Origin of the sequence: Kitasatospora acidiphila (genome assembly GCF_006636205.1) — a bacterium.
GTDB classification, from domain to species: Bacteria; Actinomycetota; Actinomycetes; order Streptomycetales; family Streptomycetaceae; genus Kitasatospora; species Kitasatospora acidiphila.
Genome location: NZ_VIGB01000003.1, coordinates 2,835,953 through 2,851,541, shown reverse-complemented (window position 1 = coordinate 2,851,541; position 15,589 = coordinate 2,835,953). Strand labels below are relative to the sequence as shown.

At 70.7% G+C, this 15,589-nt stretch carries 14 protein-coding genes and 2 pseudogenes; 11 read left to right on the top strand and 5 right to left on the bottom strand.

The features are described 5' to 3' along the window. Nucleotides 1-38: 38 nt before the first annotated feature. A complete protein-coding gene (locus E6W39_RS13620; RefSeq protein ID WP_141633781.1) occupies nt 39-1,067 on the bottom strand; it encodes a COX15/CtaA family protein in 1,029 nt (342 codons plus the stop codon). A gap of 449 nt (nt 1,068-1,516) precedes the next feature. On the opposite strand from E6W39_RS13620, the gene E6W39_RS13615 reads away from it, so the two are divergent. Next, a complete protein-coding gene (locus tag E6W39_RS13615; RefSeq protein WP_141633780.1) occupies nt 1,517-2,146 on the top strand; it encodes a hypothetical protein in 630 nt (209 codons plus the stop codon). 93 nt (nt 2,147-2,239) lie between these two features. On the opposite strand, the gene E6W39_RS13610 is transcribed toward E6W39_RS13615, so the two are convergent. Beyond that, the gene (locus E6W39_RS13610; RefSeq protein WP_141633779.1) at nt 2,240-3,004 is read right to left on the bottom strand and encodes an ABC transporter permease; all 765 of its coding nucleotides are present in this window, start codon (nt 3,002-3,004) and stop codon (nt 2,240-2,242) included. Continuing rightward, nucleotides 3,001-3,930, bottom strand: coding sequence for an ABC transporter ATP-binding protein (locus E6W39_RS13605; RefSeq protein ID WP_141633778.1), 930 nt, complete (start codon nt 3,928-3,930; stop codon nt 3,001-3,003). The genes E6W39_RS13610 and E6W39_RS13605 overlap by 4 nt, the downstream gene beginning before the upstream one ends. Nucleotides 3,931-4,228: 298 nt before the next feature. Here E6W39_RS13605 and E6W39_RS13600 point away from each other — a divergent pair. From E6W39_RS13600 to E6W39_RS13560, 9 genes and pseudogenes are all read left to right on the top strand, one after another. Beyond that, nucleotides 4,229-5,022: pseudogene (locus E6W39_RS13600) on the top strand (helix-turn-helix transcriptional regulator). Further along, nucleotides 5,019-6,434: a Fe-S cluster assembly protein SufB gene (gene sufB, locus E6W39_RS13595; RefSeq protein WP_141633777.1), complete on the top strand. Its 1,416-nt coding sequence runs from the start codon at nt 5,019-5,021 to the stop codon at nt 6,432-6,434. Before E6W39_RS13600 ends, sufB begins: the two are co-directional and overlap by 4 nt. A gap of 75 nt (nt 6,435-6,509) precedes the next feature. Then, nucleotides 6,510-7,739 (top strand): Fe-S cluster assembly protein SufD, encoded by a 1,230-nt coding sequence (gene sufD, locus E6W39_RS13590; protein WP_141633776.1) that lies wholly within the window; start codon nt 6,510-6,512, stop codon nt 7,737-7,739. After that, nucleotides 7,736-8,052 (top strand): annotated as a pseudogene (locus E6W39_RS13585) (non-heme iron oxygenase ferredoxin subunit). The gene sufD and the pseudogene E6W39_RS13585 overlap by 4 nt, the downstream one beginning before the upstream one ends. A 5-nt stretch (nt 8,053-8,057) precedes the next feature. Beyond that, nucleotides 8,058-8,822 (top strand): Fe-S cluster assembly ATPase SufC, encoded by a 765-nt coding sequence (sufC, locus tag E6W39_RS13580; RefSeq protein ID WP_141633775.1) that lies wholly within the window; start codon nt 8,058-8,060, stop codon nt 8,820-8,822. A 5-nt stretch (nt 8,823-8,827) separates the two neighbouring features. Next, complete coding sequence (locus E6W39_RS13575) at nt 8,828-10,081, top strand: cysteine desulfurase (RefSeq protein ID WP_141637721.1); 1,254 nt, start codon at nt 8,828-8,830, stop codon at nt 10,079-10,081. A gap of 17 nt (nt 10,082-10,098) precedes the next feature. Beyond that, nucleotides 10,099-10,542: a Fe-S cluster assembly sulfur transfer protein SufU gene (gene sufU / locus E6W39_RS13570; RefSeq protein ID WP_141633774.1), complete on the top strand. Its 444-nt coding sequence runs from the start codon at nt 10,099-10,101 to the stop codon at nt 10,540-10,542. A gap of 29 nt (nt 10,543-10,571) precedes the next feature. Further along, nucleotides 10,572-10,940: a metal-sulfur cluster assembly factor gene (locus E6W39_RS13565; RefSeq protein WP_228718138.1), complete on the top strand. Its 369-nt coding sequence runs from the start codon at nt 10,572-10,574 to the stop codon at nt 10,938-10,940. Between the two features lie 131 nt (nt 10,941-11,071). Beyond that, nucleotides 11,072-11,725 (top strand): Uma2 family endonuclease, encoded by a 654-nt coding sequence (locus tag E6W39_RS13560; RefSeq protein WP_141633773.1) that lies wholly within the window; start codon nt 11,072-11,074, stop codon nt 11,723-11,725. 6 nt (nt 11,726-11,731) lie between these two features. On the opposite strand, the gene E6W39_RS13555 is transcribed toward E6W39_RS13560, so the two are convergent. Then, a complete protein-coding gene (locus tag E6W39_RS13555) occupies nt 11,732-13,054 on the bottom strand; it encodes an MFS transporter (protein WP_141633772.1) in 1,323 nt (440 codons plus the stop codon). Between the two features lie 396 nt (nt 13,055-13,450). Here E6W39_RS13555 and E6W39_RS39335 point away from each other — a divergent pair, with 396 nt between their 5' ends. After that, a complete protein-coding gene (locus E6W39_RS39335) occupies nt 13,451-15,094 on the top strand; it encodes a hypothetical protein (protein ID WP_181799258.1) in 1,644 nt (547 codons plus the stop codon). On the opposite strand, the gene E6W39_RS13545 is transcribed toward E6W39_RS39335, so the two are convergent. Next, nucleotides 15,072-15,554: an SRPBCC family protein gene (locus E6W39_RS13545; RefSeq protein WP_141633771.1), complete on the bottom strand. Its 483-nt coding sequence runs from the start codon at nt 15,552-15,554 to the stop codon at nt 15,072-15,074. The genes E6W39_RS39335 and E6W39_RS13545 overlap by 23 nt on opposite strands. Nucleotides 15,555-15,589: the final 35 nt, after the last annotated feature.

The window sequence follows — 15,589 nt, the reverse complement described above, 5'->3', positions numbered from 1 at the left end:
GGTCAGGGCCTTCGTCGTGCGGCGCTCTTGCGCTTCGATCAGGCTGCGGCGGTCTCCAAGGCGGCCTCCTGGGCCGGGAGTTCCGTCGGCAGCTCGCCCCGGGTGCGCAGCGCCAGCGGGATCCGCACGGCGGCGATCAGGACCAGCGAGGCGCCCAGCATGTGGATGCCGACCAGGATCTCCGGTGCGTCGGTGAAGTACTGCACGTACCCGATCACCGCCTGGGCCAGCAGCACCAGGAACAGCTCCCGGGCCCGCGCCTTGGCCGGCGCCGGCGCCTTCACGGCACCGAGGATGAACACCATCGCCAGCGAGAGCCCGACGGTGAGGAAGACGAAGTCCGCGTGCACCTGGGTCAGCTGGTCGTAGCTGAGCCACGCGATCCGCGGCACGTCGCTGGAGTCGCCCGGGTGGTGCCCGGCACCGGTCACCAGGGTGCCCGCGGCCACCAGCGCCCATGTCACCCCGACCAGCAGGTAGCTCAGCTTGCGCAGCGGCTCCGCGACCAGCGGCCGCACCGGCCCGTCGCCCTCCTTGCTGCGCTCCCAGCCCAGCACCGCGATCCACAGCAGCGCCAGCGCCGAGAGCATGTGCGCGCCCACCACGTACGGGTTGAGGCCGACCAGCACCGTGATGCCACCGAGCACCGCGTTGCTCATCACCACCCAGAACTGCGCCCAGCCCCACTTGCTCAGGCTGTCCCGCCACGGCCGCGAGCACCGGGCCGCCAGGATGAACCAGCCGACCGCCGCGCACAGCACGTAGGTCAGCATCCGGTTGGTGAACTCGATCTTGCCGTGCAGCCCGTTGGCGGGCGTCGGCGTGATGCTCTCACCGTTGCAGGTGGGCCAGGTGTGGCAGCCGAGCCCGGACCCGGTCAGCCGCACGGCGCCACCGGTCACCACGATCACGACCGCCATCACGACGGCTGACATCGCGGCCCGGCGGACGATGACGGGGGAGGGCTGCCAGCGCTCGGCGAGCAGCGAGAAGGGGTTACGCACGCTCAATATCGTAGGTCGCCTTATACCTGATCTTGCGCCGGGGCGCCACTGGGAACCTCGCATGTCTCTTGCTTTCGGAGTAGGAGACCGGTTGACCACAGTGCGTAAATGTTCTCGTGGGTGCGGGCGGAGTCTGAGGTGTGGCGACGGCCTCTGGTGCGGGTGGTATCGGTGGCGGGATTGCTGCTGTGGCCAGGCGGGGGCGGCAGCTGGGAAGGCCTGACGATATGTCAATAGATCCTGTGCCCTCTCGGTGATCAGGAATGATCACCGGGGAATGCATTCGGCTGTGCATGATCCCGGGCATGGAACGGGCTGAACCGCCAGTTCTGTTCCGTTCGGTCTGTTTGGGGGATATGCCACCGGGTAGGGCGGTAGAGTCCCGGACACCAGATGTAGCCGGTCACTCACGATCATTCAACGTCCGTGCTGCGCAACCTACTTGGGGAGGATCACGTTATGGCACGACTGGGGCGGATCTCGGGCCGCCTGGCTGGGGCCGGGCGCTCGCCGTGGCCGGCGTTGTCACGTTCGCGGGCGTCGCGTCGGCGCACATCCCGGACTACACGCGGGACTGCACCTCGTTCACGCTGAACCTGCACTACTACCCGGACGGCGCCGAGGCCAACTGGGTCACGGTGACGGTCAATGGCAAGGACATCGTCACACACCACTACTTCTCGGGTGTCTACAACCCGGCACCGTTTGCGGCCAAGCCGACGGACACGGTGACCTTCCACGTCCACACCAAGGACGACCCGGACGAGAAGAACCACCAGTGGAGCGGCGACTTCACCGTGTCGCTGGACAAGCCTTGCCCGCAGCCGCCCACCACTGCGCCGCCCACCACCGCGCCGCCGACTACGCAGCCGCCCACCACTGCGCCGCCCACCACCGCGCCGCCAACAACCCCGGCGTCGACCACCCCCGCGCCGACGACTCCGGCACCCACCACCCCCGCCGCCACCACGCCCGCTGCGGCCGTGCCCACCCCGTCCGCCACGCCCACCAAGCCGTCGCTCGCCTACACCGGTGGCGGTAGCGATGCCGGCCTGATCGCCGGCGTCGGCGCGGGCGTGGTCGTGGTTGGTGGCGGTCTGGTGTTCATGAGCCGTCGCCGGGCGGCCGGGCGTCACAACTGAACGTGCATGACCAGCCGTTGAGCTGAGGACGGCAGGACAGCTGTGGGGCGGGGACCGATCGGTCCCCGCCCCACAGTCGTGAACGTCGAGCGATTACTCCCAGCGGAAGAACCGCGCCGCAGCCGCCAGCGCCACCACTGCCCAGCCGGCCAGCAGCCCGAGGTCGCCCCAGGGCACCCCCGCGCCGTTCTGCAGTACGGACCGCAGCCCGTCCGAGAGTGCGCTGATCGGCAGCAGTTCCAGCACCGAGCGCACGGCACCCGGGAACTTGGTGAGCGGCACGATCACCCCGCCCGCGAGCAGCAGCAGGATGAAGACCAGGTTGGCCGCCGCCAGGGTGGCCTCCGCCTTGAGGGTGCCGGCCATCAGCAGGCCGAGTCCGGAGAAGGCGGCGGTGCCCAGGATCAGCAGCAGCACCACGGAGACAGGATTGCCGTGCGGCGACCACCCCAGGGCCAGCGCGATCACCGACAGCAGCGCCACCTGCAGCGCCTCGGTGACCAGCACGCACCCGGTCTTGGCGGTGAGCAGCGCCCAGCGCGGCAGTGGGCTGGCGCCGAGCCGCTTGAGGACCCCGTAGCGGCGCTCGAAGCCGGTGGCGATGGCCTGCCCGGTGAATGCGGTGGACATCACCGCGAGCGCCAGCAGGCCTGGGGCCAGGAAGTCGACGCGCTTGCCGGGGCCGGTCACCGACACCACGTCCACGGCGCTGAACAGCACCAGCAGCACGGTCGGGATCACCACGGTGAGCAGCAGCTGTTCGCCGTTGCGCAGCAGCATCTTGGTCTCGAAGGCGGTCTGGGCCAGCAGCATCCGGCCGACCGGCGCCGCGCCCGGGGCAGGCGAATAGGTACTCATGAGCGCAGCTCCCGTCCGGTCAGTTCGAGGAAGACCTCTTCGAGGGTGCGCTGCCGCACGGTCACCCGCTCCGGCAGCACCCCGGTGGAGGCGCACCAGCCGGTCACGGTGGCGACCAGCTGCGGGTCGACCGGGGAGGCCTGCACCCGGTAGCGGCCCGGGGTCGGCTCGGTGGCGGAGGCGCCGTCGGGCAGCACCTTGATCAGTCCGCCCAGGTCGAGGCCGGCGGGCGCCTCGAAGTGCAGGCTGTCTTCGGCGCCGCCCCGGCACAGCTCGGCCGGGCTGCCTTCGGCGATCACCTTGCCGTGGTCCACGATGGCGACCCGGTCGGCGAGTTCCTCGGCCTCGTCCATGTGGTGGGTGGTGACCACCACGGTGACGCCGTCGCGGCGCAGGTCGCGGACCAGCTCCCAGGTGGCGCGGCGGGCCTGCGGGTCCAGGCCGGCGGTGGGCTCGTCCAGGAAGACCAGCTCGGGGCGGCCGACCACGGCCATCGCCAGGGCCAGGCGCTGCTGCTGGCCGCCGGAGAGCCGGCGGTAGCTGGTGTGGCCGCAGGAGTCCAGGCCGAGCCGCTCGACCAGGGCGTCGACGTCCAGCGGGTGGGCGTGCAGCTTGGCGGTGTGCCGGAGCATCTCGACGGCCCGCGCGCCCGCGTACACGCCGCCGGCCTGCAGCATCACGCCGATCCGGGGGCGCAGTTCGGCGGCCTGCCGGACCGGGTCCAGGCCGAGCACGCGCACGGTGCCCGCGTCCGGTCGGCGGTAGCCCTCGCAGGTCTCGATGGTGGTGGTCTTGCCGGCGCCGTTGGGGCCGAGCACGGCGGTCACGGCGCCGCGGTCGATGCGCAGGTCCAGGCCGTCCACCGCGGTTTTCCCGGCGTACCGCTTGACCAGGCCGGCGATCTCGACGGCGGGGTTCGGATGCATACCCGGCAGTGTAGGAGCCGTTGACGCGGGGCCTTCCGGCACGGTCCGCCGCGAACACCGCGGACAGGCCCGGGAAACGCCGCAGGACAGGGCCGGGAAACACCGCAGGACAGGCCCGGGAAACACCGCAGGAAGGCTGCAGACAGGCTGAGGTAAGGCTTGCCTGAGTGACGGATCCCACCGCTGAGGCGTCGATCACCGCTTGTTCGGTCGGAACTAATTACGCAACAATGGTGTTGTGAAAAACACGCGTGAGCACCTGACGCAGCAGGAGGCCGAGTCGGCCCCCGGTTGCTCGGTGCCCGCGACCTCGGCGGAAGTCCTGCTGGACGGCCACCGGGCGACTCGGGACCGGGTCGCCCGCTCCATCCTGGACCACGGCCCGTCCTCCGCCGCCGACCTGGCCAACCGGCTCGGGCTGACCGCCGCAGCGGTCCGCCGTCACCTGGACGGCCTACTGGCGGCCGGTCTGGTCGAATCCCGCGAGCAGCGGGTCTACGGCAGCCGCGGCCGGGGCCGCCCGGCCAAGGTCTTCGCCCTCACCGAGTCCGGCCGGGACGCCTTCTACCAGGCCTACGACCAGCTCGCCGCCGACGCGCTGCGCTGGATCGCCGAGGCGGTCGGCGGCGGCAAGGCGGGCGAGGAGGCGGTCGCCGCCTTCGCCCGGGCCCGCTTCGGCCGGCAGGGCGAGAAGTACCTCAGCGCGCTGCAGCAGGCCGCGGCCGACCAGCGCACCGAGGCGCTCGCCGAGGCGCTGAGTGCCGACGGGTACGCTGCCACGGTGCGGCGAGTGCCCAGCGGATCGGCCGGCAAGGCCCCGCGGGCGCCCAGCTCTGCCAGCACCACTGCCCGGTCGCGCACATCGCCGAGCAGTTCCCCCAGCTCTGCGAGGCGGAGACCGAGGTCTTCTCCCAGCTCCTGGGCACCCATGTGCAACGGCTGGCCACCATCGCCCACGGCGACGGGGTCTGCACCACCTATGTGCCGGCACCCGGTGCCGCACCGTCGCCCCGCCAGGGCACCGGTGCAGCGCCGACTGCCGGTACGACCACCGAACCACCCGCTACGTCCGCGCGGAGGAGTCCCGCATGACTGACACCGTTTCCCACCCCGAGCTCGAGGGTCTGGGTACCTACGAGTACGGCTGGTCGGACCCCGACGTTGCCGGCTCGGTGGCCAAGCGCGGCCTGAGCGAGGAGGTCGTCCGCGACATCTCGGCGAAGAAGTCCGAGTCGGAGTGGATGCTCAACCTGCGCCTCAAGGGTCTGAAGCTCTTCGGCAAGAAGCCGATGCCGACCTGGGGTTCCGACCTCTCGGGCATCGACTTCGACAACATCAAGTACTTCGTGCGCTCGACCGAGAAGCAGGCGGAGTCCTGGGAGGACCTGCCGGCCGACATCAAGGCGACCTACGACAAGCTCGGCATCCCGGAGGCGGAGAAGCAGCGCCTGGTCGCCGGTGTCGCCGCGCAGTACGAGTCCGAGGTGGTCTACCACCAGATCCGCGAGGACCTGGAGGAGCAGGGCGTCATCTTCCTGGACACCGACACGGCGCTGCGCGAGCACCCGGAGCTGTTCCACGAGTACTTCGGCACCGTGATCCCGCCCGGCGACAACAAGTTCGCCTCGCTGAACACGGCCGTCTGGTCCGGCGGTTCGTTCATCTACGTGCCGAAGGGCGTGCACGTCGACATCCCGCTGCAGGCCTACTTCCGGATCAACACCGAGAACATGGGCCAGTTCGAGCGGACCCTGATCATCGTCGACGAAGACGCCTACGTGCACTACGTCGAGGGCTGCACCGCGCCGATCTACTCCTCGGACTCGCTGCACAGCGCCGTGGTCGAGATCATCGTCAAGAAGGGCGGCCGCTGCCGCTACACGACCATCCAGAACTGGTCGAACAACGTCTACAACCTGGTCACCAAGCGCGCCGTGGCGTACGAGGGCGCGACCATGGAGTGGGTCGACGGCAACATCGGCTCCAAGGTCACCATGAAGTACCCGGCCGTCTACCTGATGGGCGAGCACGCCAAGGGCGAGACCCTGTCGATCGCCTTCGCCGGTGAGGGCCAGCACCAGGACGCCGGCGCCAAGATGGTGCACCTGGCGCCCAACACCTCGTCCAACATCGTCTCCAAGTCGGTGGCGCGCGGCGGCGGCCGGACCTCCTACCGCGGTCTGATCGAGATCGGCGAGGGCTCCAAGGGCGCCAAGTCCAACGTGCTCTGCGACGCGCTGCTGGTCGACACCATCTCCCGCTCCGACACCTACCCGTACGTGGACGTCCGCGAGGACGACGTGTCGATGGGCCACGAGGCGACCGTCTCCAAGGTCAGCGAGGACCAGCTCTTCTACCTGATGAGCCGCGGGATGACCGAGTTCGAGGCGATGGCGATGATCGTCCGCGGCTTCGTCGAGCCGATCGCGCGTGAGCTGCCGATGGAGTACGCGCTGGAGCTCAACCGGCTGATCGAGCTGCAGATGGAGGGTTCGGTCGGCTGACGCATCGTCAGCAACCGTCGCCCATCCGAACTTTGAGACTGCCTCGAATTGAGAAAGTGAGCACCACGAACAGCTATGGCTGAGCAGAACACTTCCGGCTCCACCACCGCCGGGTCGATCGAGGTCGGGACCGCCGGCGCCGGTGCGCAGCTGGCCGGTCCCGGCACCGGCCGCGCCGAGGTGCGGCAGCCGATCGACGCCCGCGTCGCGGTCAAGCCGTCCTATGACGTGACCGACTTCCCGGTGCCCACCGGCCGCGAGGAGGACTGGCGGTTCACCCCGCTGCACCGCCTGGCGGGTCTGCACGACGGCACTGCCGTTGGCGCCGAAAAGGGCAACGACAAGGTCGAGTTGGGCCTGCCGGACGGCGTCACCGCCGAGACCGTCGGCCGCGACGACGCCCGGATCGGCAAGGCCGGCAAGCCCGTTGACCGGGTCGCCGCCCAGGCCTACAGCGCCTTCGAGGAGGCGCTGGTGGTGACCGTCCCCCAGGACGCGGTGCTCACCGAGCCGGTGAAGATCGACGTGCACGGCGAGGGCGGCGTCCGCTTCGCCCACGTGGTGATCGACGTCAAGCCGTTCGCCGAGGCCGTCGTGGTGCTGAACCACACCGGCACCGGCACCCGGGCGGCCAACGTCGAGCTGCTGGTCGGCGACGGGGCGAAGCTCACCTTCGTCTCCGTGCAGGACTGGGACCGCGACGCGGTGCACGCCGCCCAGCAGACCGCGCTGATCGGCCGGGACGCCTCGCTGAAGTCCGTGGTGGTCACCTTCGGCGGCGACCTGGTCCGGATCCACCCGCGGGTCACCTACGCCGCCACCGGCGGCGAGGCCGAGCTCTACGGCCTCTACTTCGCCGACGCCGGCCAGCACCTGGAGCACCGGCTGCAGATCGACCACGACACCCCGCACTGCCGGTCCAACGTGGTCTACAAGGGCGCGCTGCAGGGCCAGGACGCGCACGCGGTCTGGGTCGGCGACGTGCTGATCCGCGCCGCCGCCGAGGGCACCGACACCTACGAGCACAACCGCAACCTGGTGCTCACCGACGGCGCCCGGGTCGACTCGATCCCCAACCTGGAGATCGAGACCGGCGAGATCGTCGGTGCCGGGCACGCCTCGGCGACCGGCCGGTTCGACGACGAGCAGCTGTTCTACCTGCAGGCCCGCGGCATCCCGGAGGAGGAGGCCCGCCGCCTGGTGGTGCGCGGCTTCTTCGCCGAGCTGGTCCAGCAGATCGGCGTGGCCGAGATCCACGACCAGCTGATGGAGAAGATCGAGTCCGAGCTGGCGGGTGTCGCGTGAGCTTCGTCCGTGTCGCCGCGCTGAGCGAGCTGGCCGAGGACACCCCCAAGCGGGTCGAGGTCGACGGGGTGCCGGTCTCCGTCGTGCACACCGACGGCGAGGTGTTCGCGATCAACGACATCTGCTCGCACGCCAATGTGTCGCTCTCCGAGGGGAGGTCGAGGACTGCCGGATCGAGTGCTGGCTGCACGGCTCCAGCTTCGACCTGCGCACCGGCAAGCCCTCCGGACTGCCCGCCACCAAGCCGGTTCCCGTTTACCCCGTAAAGATCGAAGGGGACGACGTGCTCGTCTCCGTCACCCAGGAGTCCTGAGCACCATGGCAACCCTTGAAATCCGCGACCTGCACGTCTCCGTCGAGGCCGAGAGTGGCCCGCGTGAGATCCTGCGTGGCGTCGACCTGACCGTGAAGCAGGGCGAGACCCACGCCATCATGGGCCCCAACGGCTCCGGCAAGTCCACCCTGGCCTACTCGCTGGCCGGCCACCCCAAGTACACCGTCACCAGCGGCCAGGTGCTGCTGGACGGCGAGGACGTGCTGGCCATGTCGGTGGACGAGCGGGCCCGTGCCGGCGTCTTCCTGGCGATGCAGTACCCGGTCGAGGTGCCGGGCGTGTCGGTCTCCAACTTCCTGCGCACCGCGGCCACCGCGGTCCGCGGCGAGGCCCCCAAGCTGCGCACCTGGGTGAAGGAGGTCAAGGAGACCATGGCGGGGCTCCAGATGGACCCGGCCTTCGCCGAGCGCAACGTCAACGAGGGCTTCTCCGGCGGTGAGAAGAAGCGCCACGAGATCCTGCAGCTGGAGCTGCTGAAGCCGAAGATCGCGATCCTCGACGAGACCGACTCCGGTCTGGACGTCGACGCGCTGCGGATCGTCTCCGAGGGCATCAACCGGGTCCGCGCCACCGGTGAGGTCGGCACCCTGCTGGTCACCCACTACACCCGCATCCTGCGGTACATCCAGCCTGACTTCGTGCACGTCTTCGCGGGCGGCCGGATCGTCGAGTCCGGCGGCCCGGAGCTGGCCGACAAGCTGGAGAACGAGGGCTACGAGGCCTACGTGAAGGGTGGCGCTTCAGCGTGACGAACCTGACTCTGCCGGGGCTCCTGGACACCGACGCGATCCGCAAGGACTTCCCGGTCCTGCAGCGGCTGATCCACGACGACAAGCCCCTGGTCTACCTCGACAACGCGGCGACCTCGCAGAAGCCCCGGCAGGTCCTGGACGCGCTGTCGGCCTACTACGAGCAGCACAACGCCAATGTGCACCGCGGCGTGCACGTGCTCGCCGAGGAGGCCACCGCGCTCTACGAGGGGGCCCGGGACAAGGTGGCGGCGTTCGTCAACGCCCCCAGCCGGGACGAGGTGATCTTCACCAAGAACGCCTCGGAGTCGCTCAACCTGGTTGCCAACATGCTCGGTTGGGCCGATGAGCCGTACCGGGTGGACGCCGACTCGGAGATCGTCATCACCGAGATGGAGCACCACTCCAACATCGTGCCGTGGCAGCTGCTCTCGCAGCGCACCGGCGCGAAGCTGAAGTGGTTCGGGCTGACCGACGAGGGCCGGCTCGACCTGTCGAACATCGACGAGCTGATCACCGAGAAGACCAAGGTGGTCTCGTTCACCCTGGTCTCCAACCTGCTCGGCACCGTCAACCCGGTCGAGACGATCGTCCGCCGGGCCCAGGACGTCGGCGCCCTGGTGGTGATCGACGCCTCCCAGGCCGCCCCGCACATGGTGCTGGACGTGCAGGCGCTGGAGGCCGACTTCGTCGCCTTCACCGGCCACAAGATGCTCGCCCCCACCGGCATCGGCGTGCTCTGGGGCCGCCAGGAGCTGCTGGAGGACCTGCCCCCGTTCCTGGGCGGCGGCGAGATGATCGAGACCGTCACCATGGGCTCGTCCACCTACGCCCCGGCCCCGCACAAGTTCGAGGCCGGCACCCCGCCGATCGCGCAGGCCGTCGGCCTGGGTGCCGCGATCGACTACCTCTCCAACATCGGCATGGCCAAGATCGCCGCTCATGAGCACGCGATCACCGAGTACGCGGTCAACCGGCTCCAGGAGGTGCCGGACCTGCGGATCATCGGCCCGAACACGGCCGTGGACCGCGGCGCCGCGATCTCCTTCGTGCTGGGCGACATCCACCCGCACGACGTGGGCCAGGTGCTGGACGAGCAGGGCATCGCGGTCCGGGTCGGCCACCACTGCGCGCGGCCGGTCTGCCTGCGGTACGGAATTCCTGCGACCACCAGGGCGTCTTTCTATCTGTACTCGACGCCGGGCGAGGTGGACGCCCTGATCGACGGGCTGCACCACGTCCGCAACTTCTTCGGCTGAGGACAGGGACTGGTGAGATGAAGCTCGACTCGATGTACCAGGAGATCATCCTGGACCACTACCGCAACCCCCACGGCAAGGGGCTGCGGGACGGTGACGCCGAGGTCCACCACGTCAACCCGACCTGCGGTGACGAGATCACCCTGCGGGTGCGGCTGGACGGCGCCGTGGTCGCGGACGTCTCCTACGAGTCGCAAGGCTGCTCGATCAGCCAGGCCAGCGCCTCGGTGCTCAACGACCTGCTGGTCGGCAAGCCGGTCGGCGAGGCCCAGCAGATCCAGGAGGCCTTCCTGGAGCTGATGCAGAGCAAGGGCCAGCTCGAAGGCGACGAGGAGCTGCTGGAGGACGCCATCGCGTTCGCCGGCGTCTCCAAGTTCCCGGCCCGCGTCAAGTGCGCCCTGCTCAGCTGGATGGCCTGGAAGGACGCCACCGCCAAGGCGCTGGCCGCCCACCCCTCCTGACCCCACCCGACCAGAAGGATTCCCACCCCATGAGTGACACCCCCGAGACCCCGGAGGGCCCGGTCGCCATCGTCGGCACCACCGCCGGCACCGTCTCCGTCGAGGACCTCACCGAGGCCCTGATGGACGTGGTCGACCCCGAGCTCGGCATCGACGTGGTCAACCTCGGCCTGATCTACGGCATCCACATCGACGAGGACGACACCGCCACCGTCGACATGACCCTCACCTCCGCCGCCTGCCCCCTCACCGACGTCATCGAGGACCAGGCCAAGAGCGCCACCGACGGCCTGGTCAAGGACCTCCGGATCAACTGGGTCTGGATGCCCCCGTGGGGCCCGGACAAGATCACCGACGACGGCCGCGAGCAGCTGAGGGCGCTTGGCTTCAACGTCTGAGGTCGTAGGTTTTCTAGATCGTCAACGCCGCTGCCGCGGACTCGCTCCTTCGGGGGATTCGGGTCCGCGGCAGTGGCGTTCGCGCGTACTGTGGGCAAGGCTGGGACCGCGAACGTGGAGGGAGTGCCGAGGTGTCCATCGCTGCGATCGCGCACTTGATGTTGCCGGACTCCCCGTACGCGATGTGGGCACGGGGCGAGCTCGACGACTACCTGCACATGCCGAACGACGGCACGAGGGTGGAGGTGGTCGGGGGGGAGATCGTCGTGTCACCCGCTCCCGTGTTCTCGCACGCGGCGATTCTCAGCGATATCCAGAGTGCGGTAGTCACTGCCGGTGTCATGGATCCCGCATTTCCGTGGGCAGTGGTTCAGACGATCAACCTGGACCTGGTCGATATTGGTGACGGGTACATTCCCGACCTGGTCCTGCTGGCCAAGGACACCGCAGCCAGGTGCCGGGCCGAGGACCGGCTGTTCCTCTCGCCCGGCCAGCTGGACCTGGTGGTGGAGGTCACTTCGAAGTCCAATGCTCACAACGATCGGGAGCCGGTCCTCGGGCGTCGCGCGACCAAATGGAGCGGCTACGCCCGCTGTGGCATCCCGTACTACCTGCTGGTCGACCGAGACCCACGCCGTCCCGGGGTCACCTTTTTCACTGAGCCGGATCGGGTGGCCGGCAGTTACCGGGCCAACCGCACGTGGAAGTTCGGTGACCCGGTGAACCTGCCTGAGCCCTTCGGCTTCGAGATCAACACCGAGCTCTGGCGTCCGTGGTCGGACTGACCCGCACTACCGCCGCCGCACTACCGCCCCAGCCAGCGCCAGGCAGGCGGCTGCCGCGATGGCGGCGAAGCCGCTGACCGCGGGCAGCAGCCCGTAGCTGCGGGCCAGGGCGCCGACGGCGACGATGGGGGCGGAGCTGCCCAGGTAGACGATGACCCAGAGGGCGCTCATCTCGCTGGCGCGCTTGGCGGGGTCCATGGCGGCGATGGCCGTGGTGAAGAGGGAGCGGAAGGCGATGCCCTGGCAGGCGCCGCCGACGACGCTGCCGATGAAGAGCAGGGCCGGCAGGTGGGCGTAGGCGGCGAGGACGACCAGGGTGAGGCCGGCCGCGAGGCCGGTCATGAAGAGGGCGATCAGCCGGGGGCTGCTGGTGGGCGGGATCACCAGCTGGGCGCCGGCCGAGGAGCCCAGCAGCAGGGCGGCCACGACGGCGCCGGCCATCGGGGCGTGGGTGTGCAGCAGCTGGGCCGAGAAGGCGGGCGCCAGGCTGAGGAAGACCCCGAACACCGCGTAGGAGACGAAGCCCGCGGCGGCGGCCAGTAGGAACATCCGGCGGCCCTGCGCGGGCAGCACCAGCTTGCGCGGCTTGAGGTGCAGCGCGGTGGTGATCCGGGGCGGTTCGGCGGGGTGGCGGCGGGCGCCGGGCAGCCGCGGGTGCAGTACGGCGAGCGGGATGCAGAGCGCGACCAGCGCCACCGCGTGCACCAGGAACGGCGTGAGCAGCGGGTCGCGGCTGGTGACCAGGGCCGCGCCGACGATCGGGCCGAGCGCGACGCCGCCCGCCGAGCAGGCCAGGGTGAGCTTGGCGGCCAGCGTCTGGTGGTCGGGCAGCAGGTCGCTGAGCGCCGCGCCGGCCGCGCCGGTGGAGAGCGCCACCGCGATGCCCTGGACGGCGCGTCCGGCGGCCAGTTGGCCGAAGCCGTGCGCGGTGGCGAAGAGCGCGTCGCCGCCGGCGGCCAGCAGGATGGCCGGCAGGATCAGGGCGCGGCGGCCGAGCAGGTCGGACCAGTGGCCGACCGCGGCGAGCACCGGGATCAGCGCGAAGACGTAGATCGTGAAGAGCAGCGTGGTGTCGAGCGCCGTCAGCCCCATGCGCTGCTGGAGCAGCGGGTAGACCGGGGTGGCCAGGTTGGCCCCGATCAGCAGGAGCAGTAGGGCGGCGGCGACCAGGCCGACGCGTATGCCGCGTGCCGCGTTCCAGCGGCTGACCGCGGAGAGCTGGAGTTGGCCGCGCGGGGCGAGCTCCAGGGGAAGCAGGGCCTCCGAGAGCCGGGTACCGGTCAGCCGCCCTGTGGGCAGGCCGGGGCCGGCGGGGGAGAGGTCCGCCATGGCAGGGGTCTCCTGATGTGGCCGGGCGCCACCCCGGGCCGGCGGGGTGTGCCGGGGCGGTCCGTCCGTGGCCTGCTGTGGTGGCCGGGGGCGGGGTGCCGAGGTGGTGCGGGGGTGTGATGTGCAGTAGCGCACAAGGATACGGGCTGGTGGCGGCAGGTGCGGTCAGCATGGTGGTGGGCCAGAGGTGCGGTCAGTGTGGTGGTGAGCCGGATGCACAGGCAGCGTGGTGGTGCGCCAGGGGCGCGATCAGCGGTGGTGGTGCGGCAAAGGCGTACGGCGGCGGCACGCGCCCCCGTAGGTAGGGCACGGGCGCCTGGTCGGCCGATACGCTGATCGCAGTGCAGTCCCCCACATGAATCGCAGTGCAGACCCCACCTGAGGAGACCGCTCCTGATGCCCGGACGACGCCGCAAGAACCCGGACCACCCGTCGGCGACCGGGCCTGGAACGCAGCCGGCGGAGAGTCTGCTGCCCGCCGACTTCGAGCTGGCCGACCTCTACGGCGCCCACGGCTCCGAGGACGACGAGGACGCCGACGACCAGCCGGTGCTGGTCCCGCCGGTGCGCCTGCTGCCGGAGGGCGAGCTGGCCGCTCAGGCCGCCGCCGTGCCGCTGCTGGCCCGGGCGGTCCGGCTGGCCAGATGGGCGGCCCCGACCCGCCCGGTGGACGAGCTCGGCGATCTGCTGCCGGCCGACCAGGTGGCCGCCGCCCGCCACCTCGGCCTGGCCCCAGCCGAGGGCAACGTCCCCGAGGACAGCGTGCTGGAGGCCTTGCGGATCTGGTCGCTGGCGAGCGACCTGGAGCTGGTGGTGCCCGCGCACGACGCCGAGGGCAACCGGGTGGCCGGCCCGAGCCAGGAGCTGGCCCCGGTGGAGGCCGGCGATGCGGAGGCGGTGCTGGAGCTGTGGCTGTCCGCCGCCGAGGTGGTCACCGAGCTGGCCGCCGAGATCGAGCCGCTGGACTCCGAGCCGGACGCGGGCGAGCAGGCCGACGAGGACCGGGCCGAGGAGCTGCTGAGCCAGTACGAGGAGGTCCAGGCAGAGGCCGCCGAGCTGCTGGACGAGGCCCTGCAGGTGCTCTACGAGGCCACCGCGTTCGCCCAGCCCGGCCAGGAGACCGTCCCGCTGGGCGTGCTGGCCGCCCTGCTGGTGGTGCCGGACGGCGAGGAGCCGGACGAGGAGATGCTCGGCGACATCACCGATGTGATGGTCGCCCTCGACCCGATGCTCTCCGACCTGGAGGAGATCGGCCTGCTGGAGTACCAGCCGATCGACCCGGAGCTCTTCGAGGAGGCCGAGGAGGAGATCGAGGGGGAGGCCGAGGCGGCCGAGGCCCGGGCCGCCGTGAGCCCCGAGGCGGACGACGCGGAGGCGGCCCGGTTCGGCCTGGTCAAGCTGACCCCGCTGGGCCAGTACGGCATCCGCCAGTGGCTGCTGGACAAGGGCTATGACGCCCCGCTGATCGGCGAGTACGCCACCGGTGACGCCGCCGCGCTGCTGCAGGGCATCGCCGAGGCCGTCAATGTGCTGCCGGAGCAGGAGATCCAGGTCTGGCTGGTCGGCCGCGAGCCGGTCGGCGCCGCCCGCGAGCTGCTGGAGGCGGCCCGGGGCAACGACCCGGTGGCCCCGCTGCGCCGGATGCTGGCCCAGCTGGCGATCGGCGAGCTCGGCGCGGCGGTCGAGCCGGCGGTGCGCGAGGTGCTGGACGACCGGGAGCTGGGCGGCGCCGCCCGGGCCCTGCTGCTCTCCCAGGGCGCCTCCGACGTGCCGGAGCCGGACCGCCCGATGGTGCTGTGGACCACCGTGGACACCTACGCCGGGCAGCTGCTGGACCTCGGAGGGGACGCCGAACTGGAGCGCGAGCTGATCGCCCGGATGCCGGTGGCCGATGACCCGGCGGGCTTCTTCGGCGAGCTGTGGCGGGTTGAACATCCGTACACCGCACAGGTGTTGGAGACGATCGGCGAGCTGCACCCGGACAAGCGGGTGGCGAAGGAGGCCCGCAAGGCGGCCTTCAAGGCCCGGTCCCGGAACTGACGGAGCCATCCGGGGAGCCGAGCAGCCGGCGCCGCAGCCCGCGCTCCCCGGCGCGCATCATCGCCGCGTGGTTGAGCAGGAAGAGCGGCCGCCCGGGCAGCGCCAGCCGCCGCATCAGCGGCTTGCCGGGCCGGACGTCCTGCTCGAAGACGGCGCGGCTGGCCGACGGCCCGTCCGCGCCGACCGTCCACCGGGACCAGCCGACCAGGTCCCCGTCCAGCGACGCTTCCAGCACCCCGCCGGCCTCGTCCTGGTGGCGCTCCCGCACCGTGAGCAGCAACTGGTAGGGCAGCAGCGAGCGTATCCGCAGCCGCCCGGTGTGGTCGTCCAGCCGCCGCACCTCGCGCACCTGCGGCCACCAGTGCGGGTACTGCGGTACGTCCCGCAGCGCCCGGTAGACCTCGCGCGGTGGGGCGGGCAGCAGCCAGACGCTGACCAGCCGGTACCGGTTCAGGTCCATGGCGACTCCCGGAGAACTCCCTGGCCCACGGCGGC

What these genes read in the sequence shown, in the direction of transcription:
- E6W39_RS13620 (WP_141633781.1), bottom strand. Translation starts at nt 1,067, where the DNA reads ATGCGAGGTTCCCAGTGGCGCCCCGGCGCAAGATCAGGTATAAGGCGA.
- E6W39_RS13610 (WP_141633779.1), bottom strand. Translation starts at nt 3,004, where the DNA reads ATGAGTACCTATTCGCCTGCCCCGGGCGCGGCGCCGGTCGGCCGGATG.
- E6W39_RS13605 (WP_141633778.1), bottom strand. Translation starts at nt 3,930, where the DNA reads ATGCATCCGAACCCCGCCGTCGAGATCGCCGGCCTGGTCAAGCGGTAC.
- sufB (WP_141633777.1), top strand. Translation starts at nt 5,019, where the DNA reads ATGACTGACACCGTTTCCCACCCCGAGCTCGAGGGTCTGGGTACCTAC.
- sufD (WP_141633776.1), top strand. Translation starts at nt 6,510, where the DNA reads ATGGCTGAGCAGAACACTTCCGGCTCCACCACCGCCGGGTCGATCGAG.
- sufC (WP_141633775.1), top strand. Translation starts at nt 8,058, where the DNA reads ATGGCAACCCTTGAAATCCGCGACCTGCACGTCTCCGTCGAGGCCGAG.
- sufU (WP_141633774.1), top strand. Translation starts at nt 10,099, where the DNA reads ATGAAGCTCGACTCGATGTACCAGGAGATCATCCTGGACCACTACCGC.
- E6W39_RS13565 (WP_228718138.1), top strand. Translation starts at nt 10,572, where the DNA reads ATGAGTGACACCCCCGAGACCCCGGAGGGCCCGGTCGCCATCGTCGGC.
- E6W39_RS13555 (WP_141633772.1), bottom strand. Translation starts at nt 13,054, where the DNA reads ATGGCGGACCTCTCCCCCGCCGGCCCCGGCCTGCCCACAGGGCGGCTG.
- E6W39_RS39335 (WP_181799258.1), top strand. Translation starts at nt 13,451, where the DNA reads ATGCCCGGACGACGCCGCAAGAACCCGGACCACCCGTCGGCGACCGGG.
- E6W39_RS13545 (WP_141633771.1), bottom strand. Translation starts at nt 15,554, where the DNA reads ATGGACCTGAACCGGTACCGGCTGGTCAGCGTCTGGCTGCTGCCCGCC.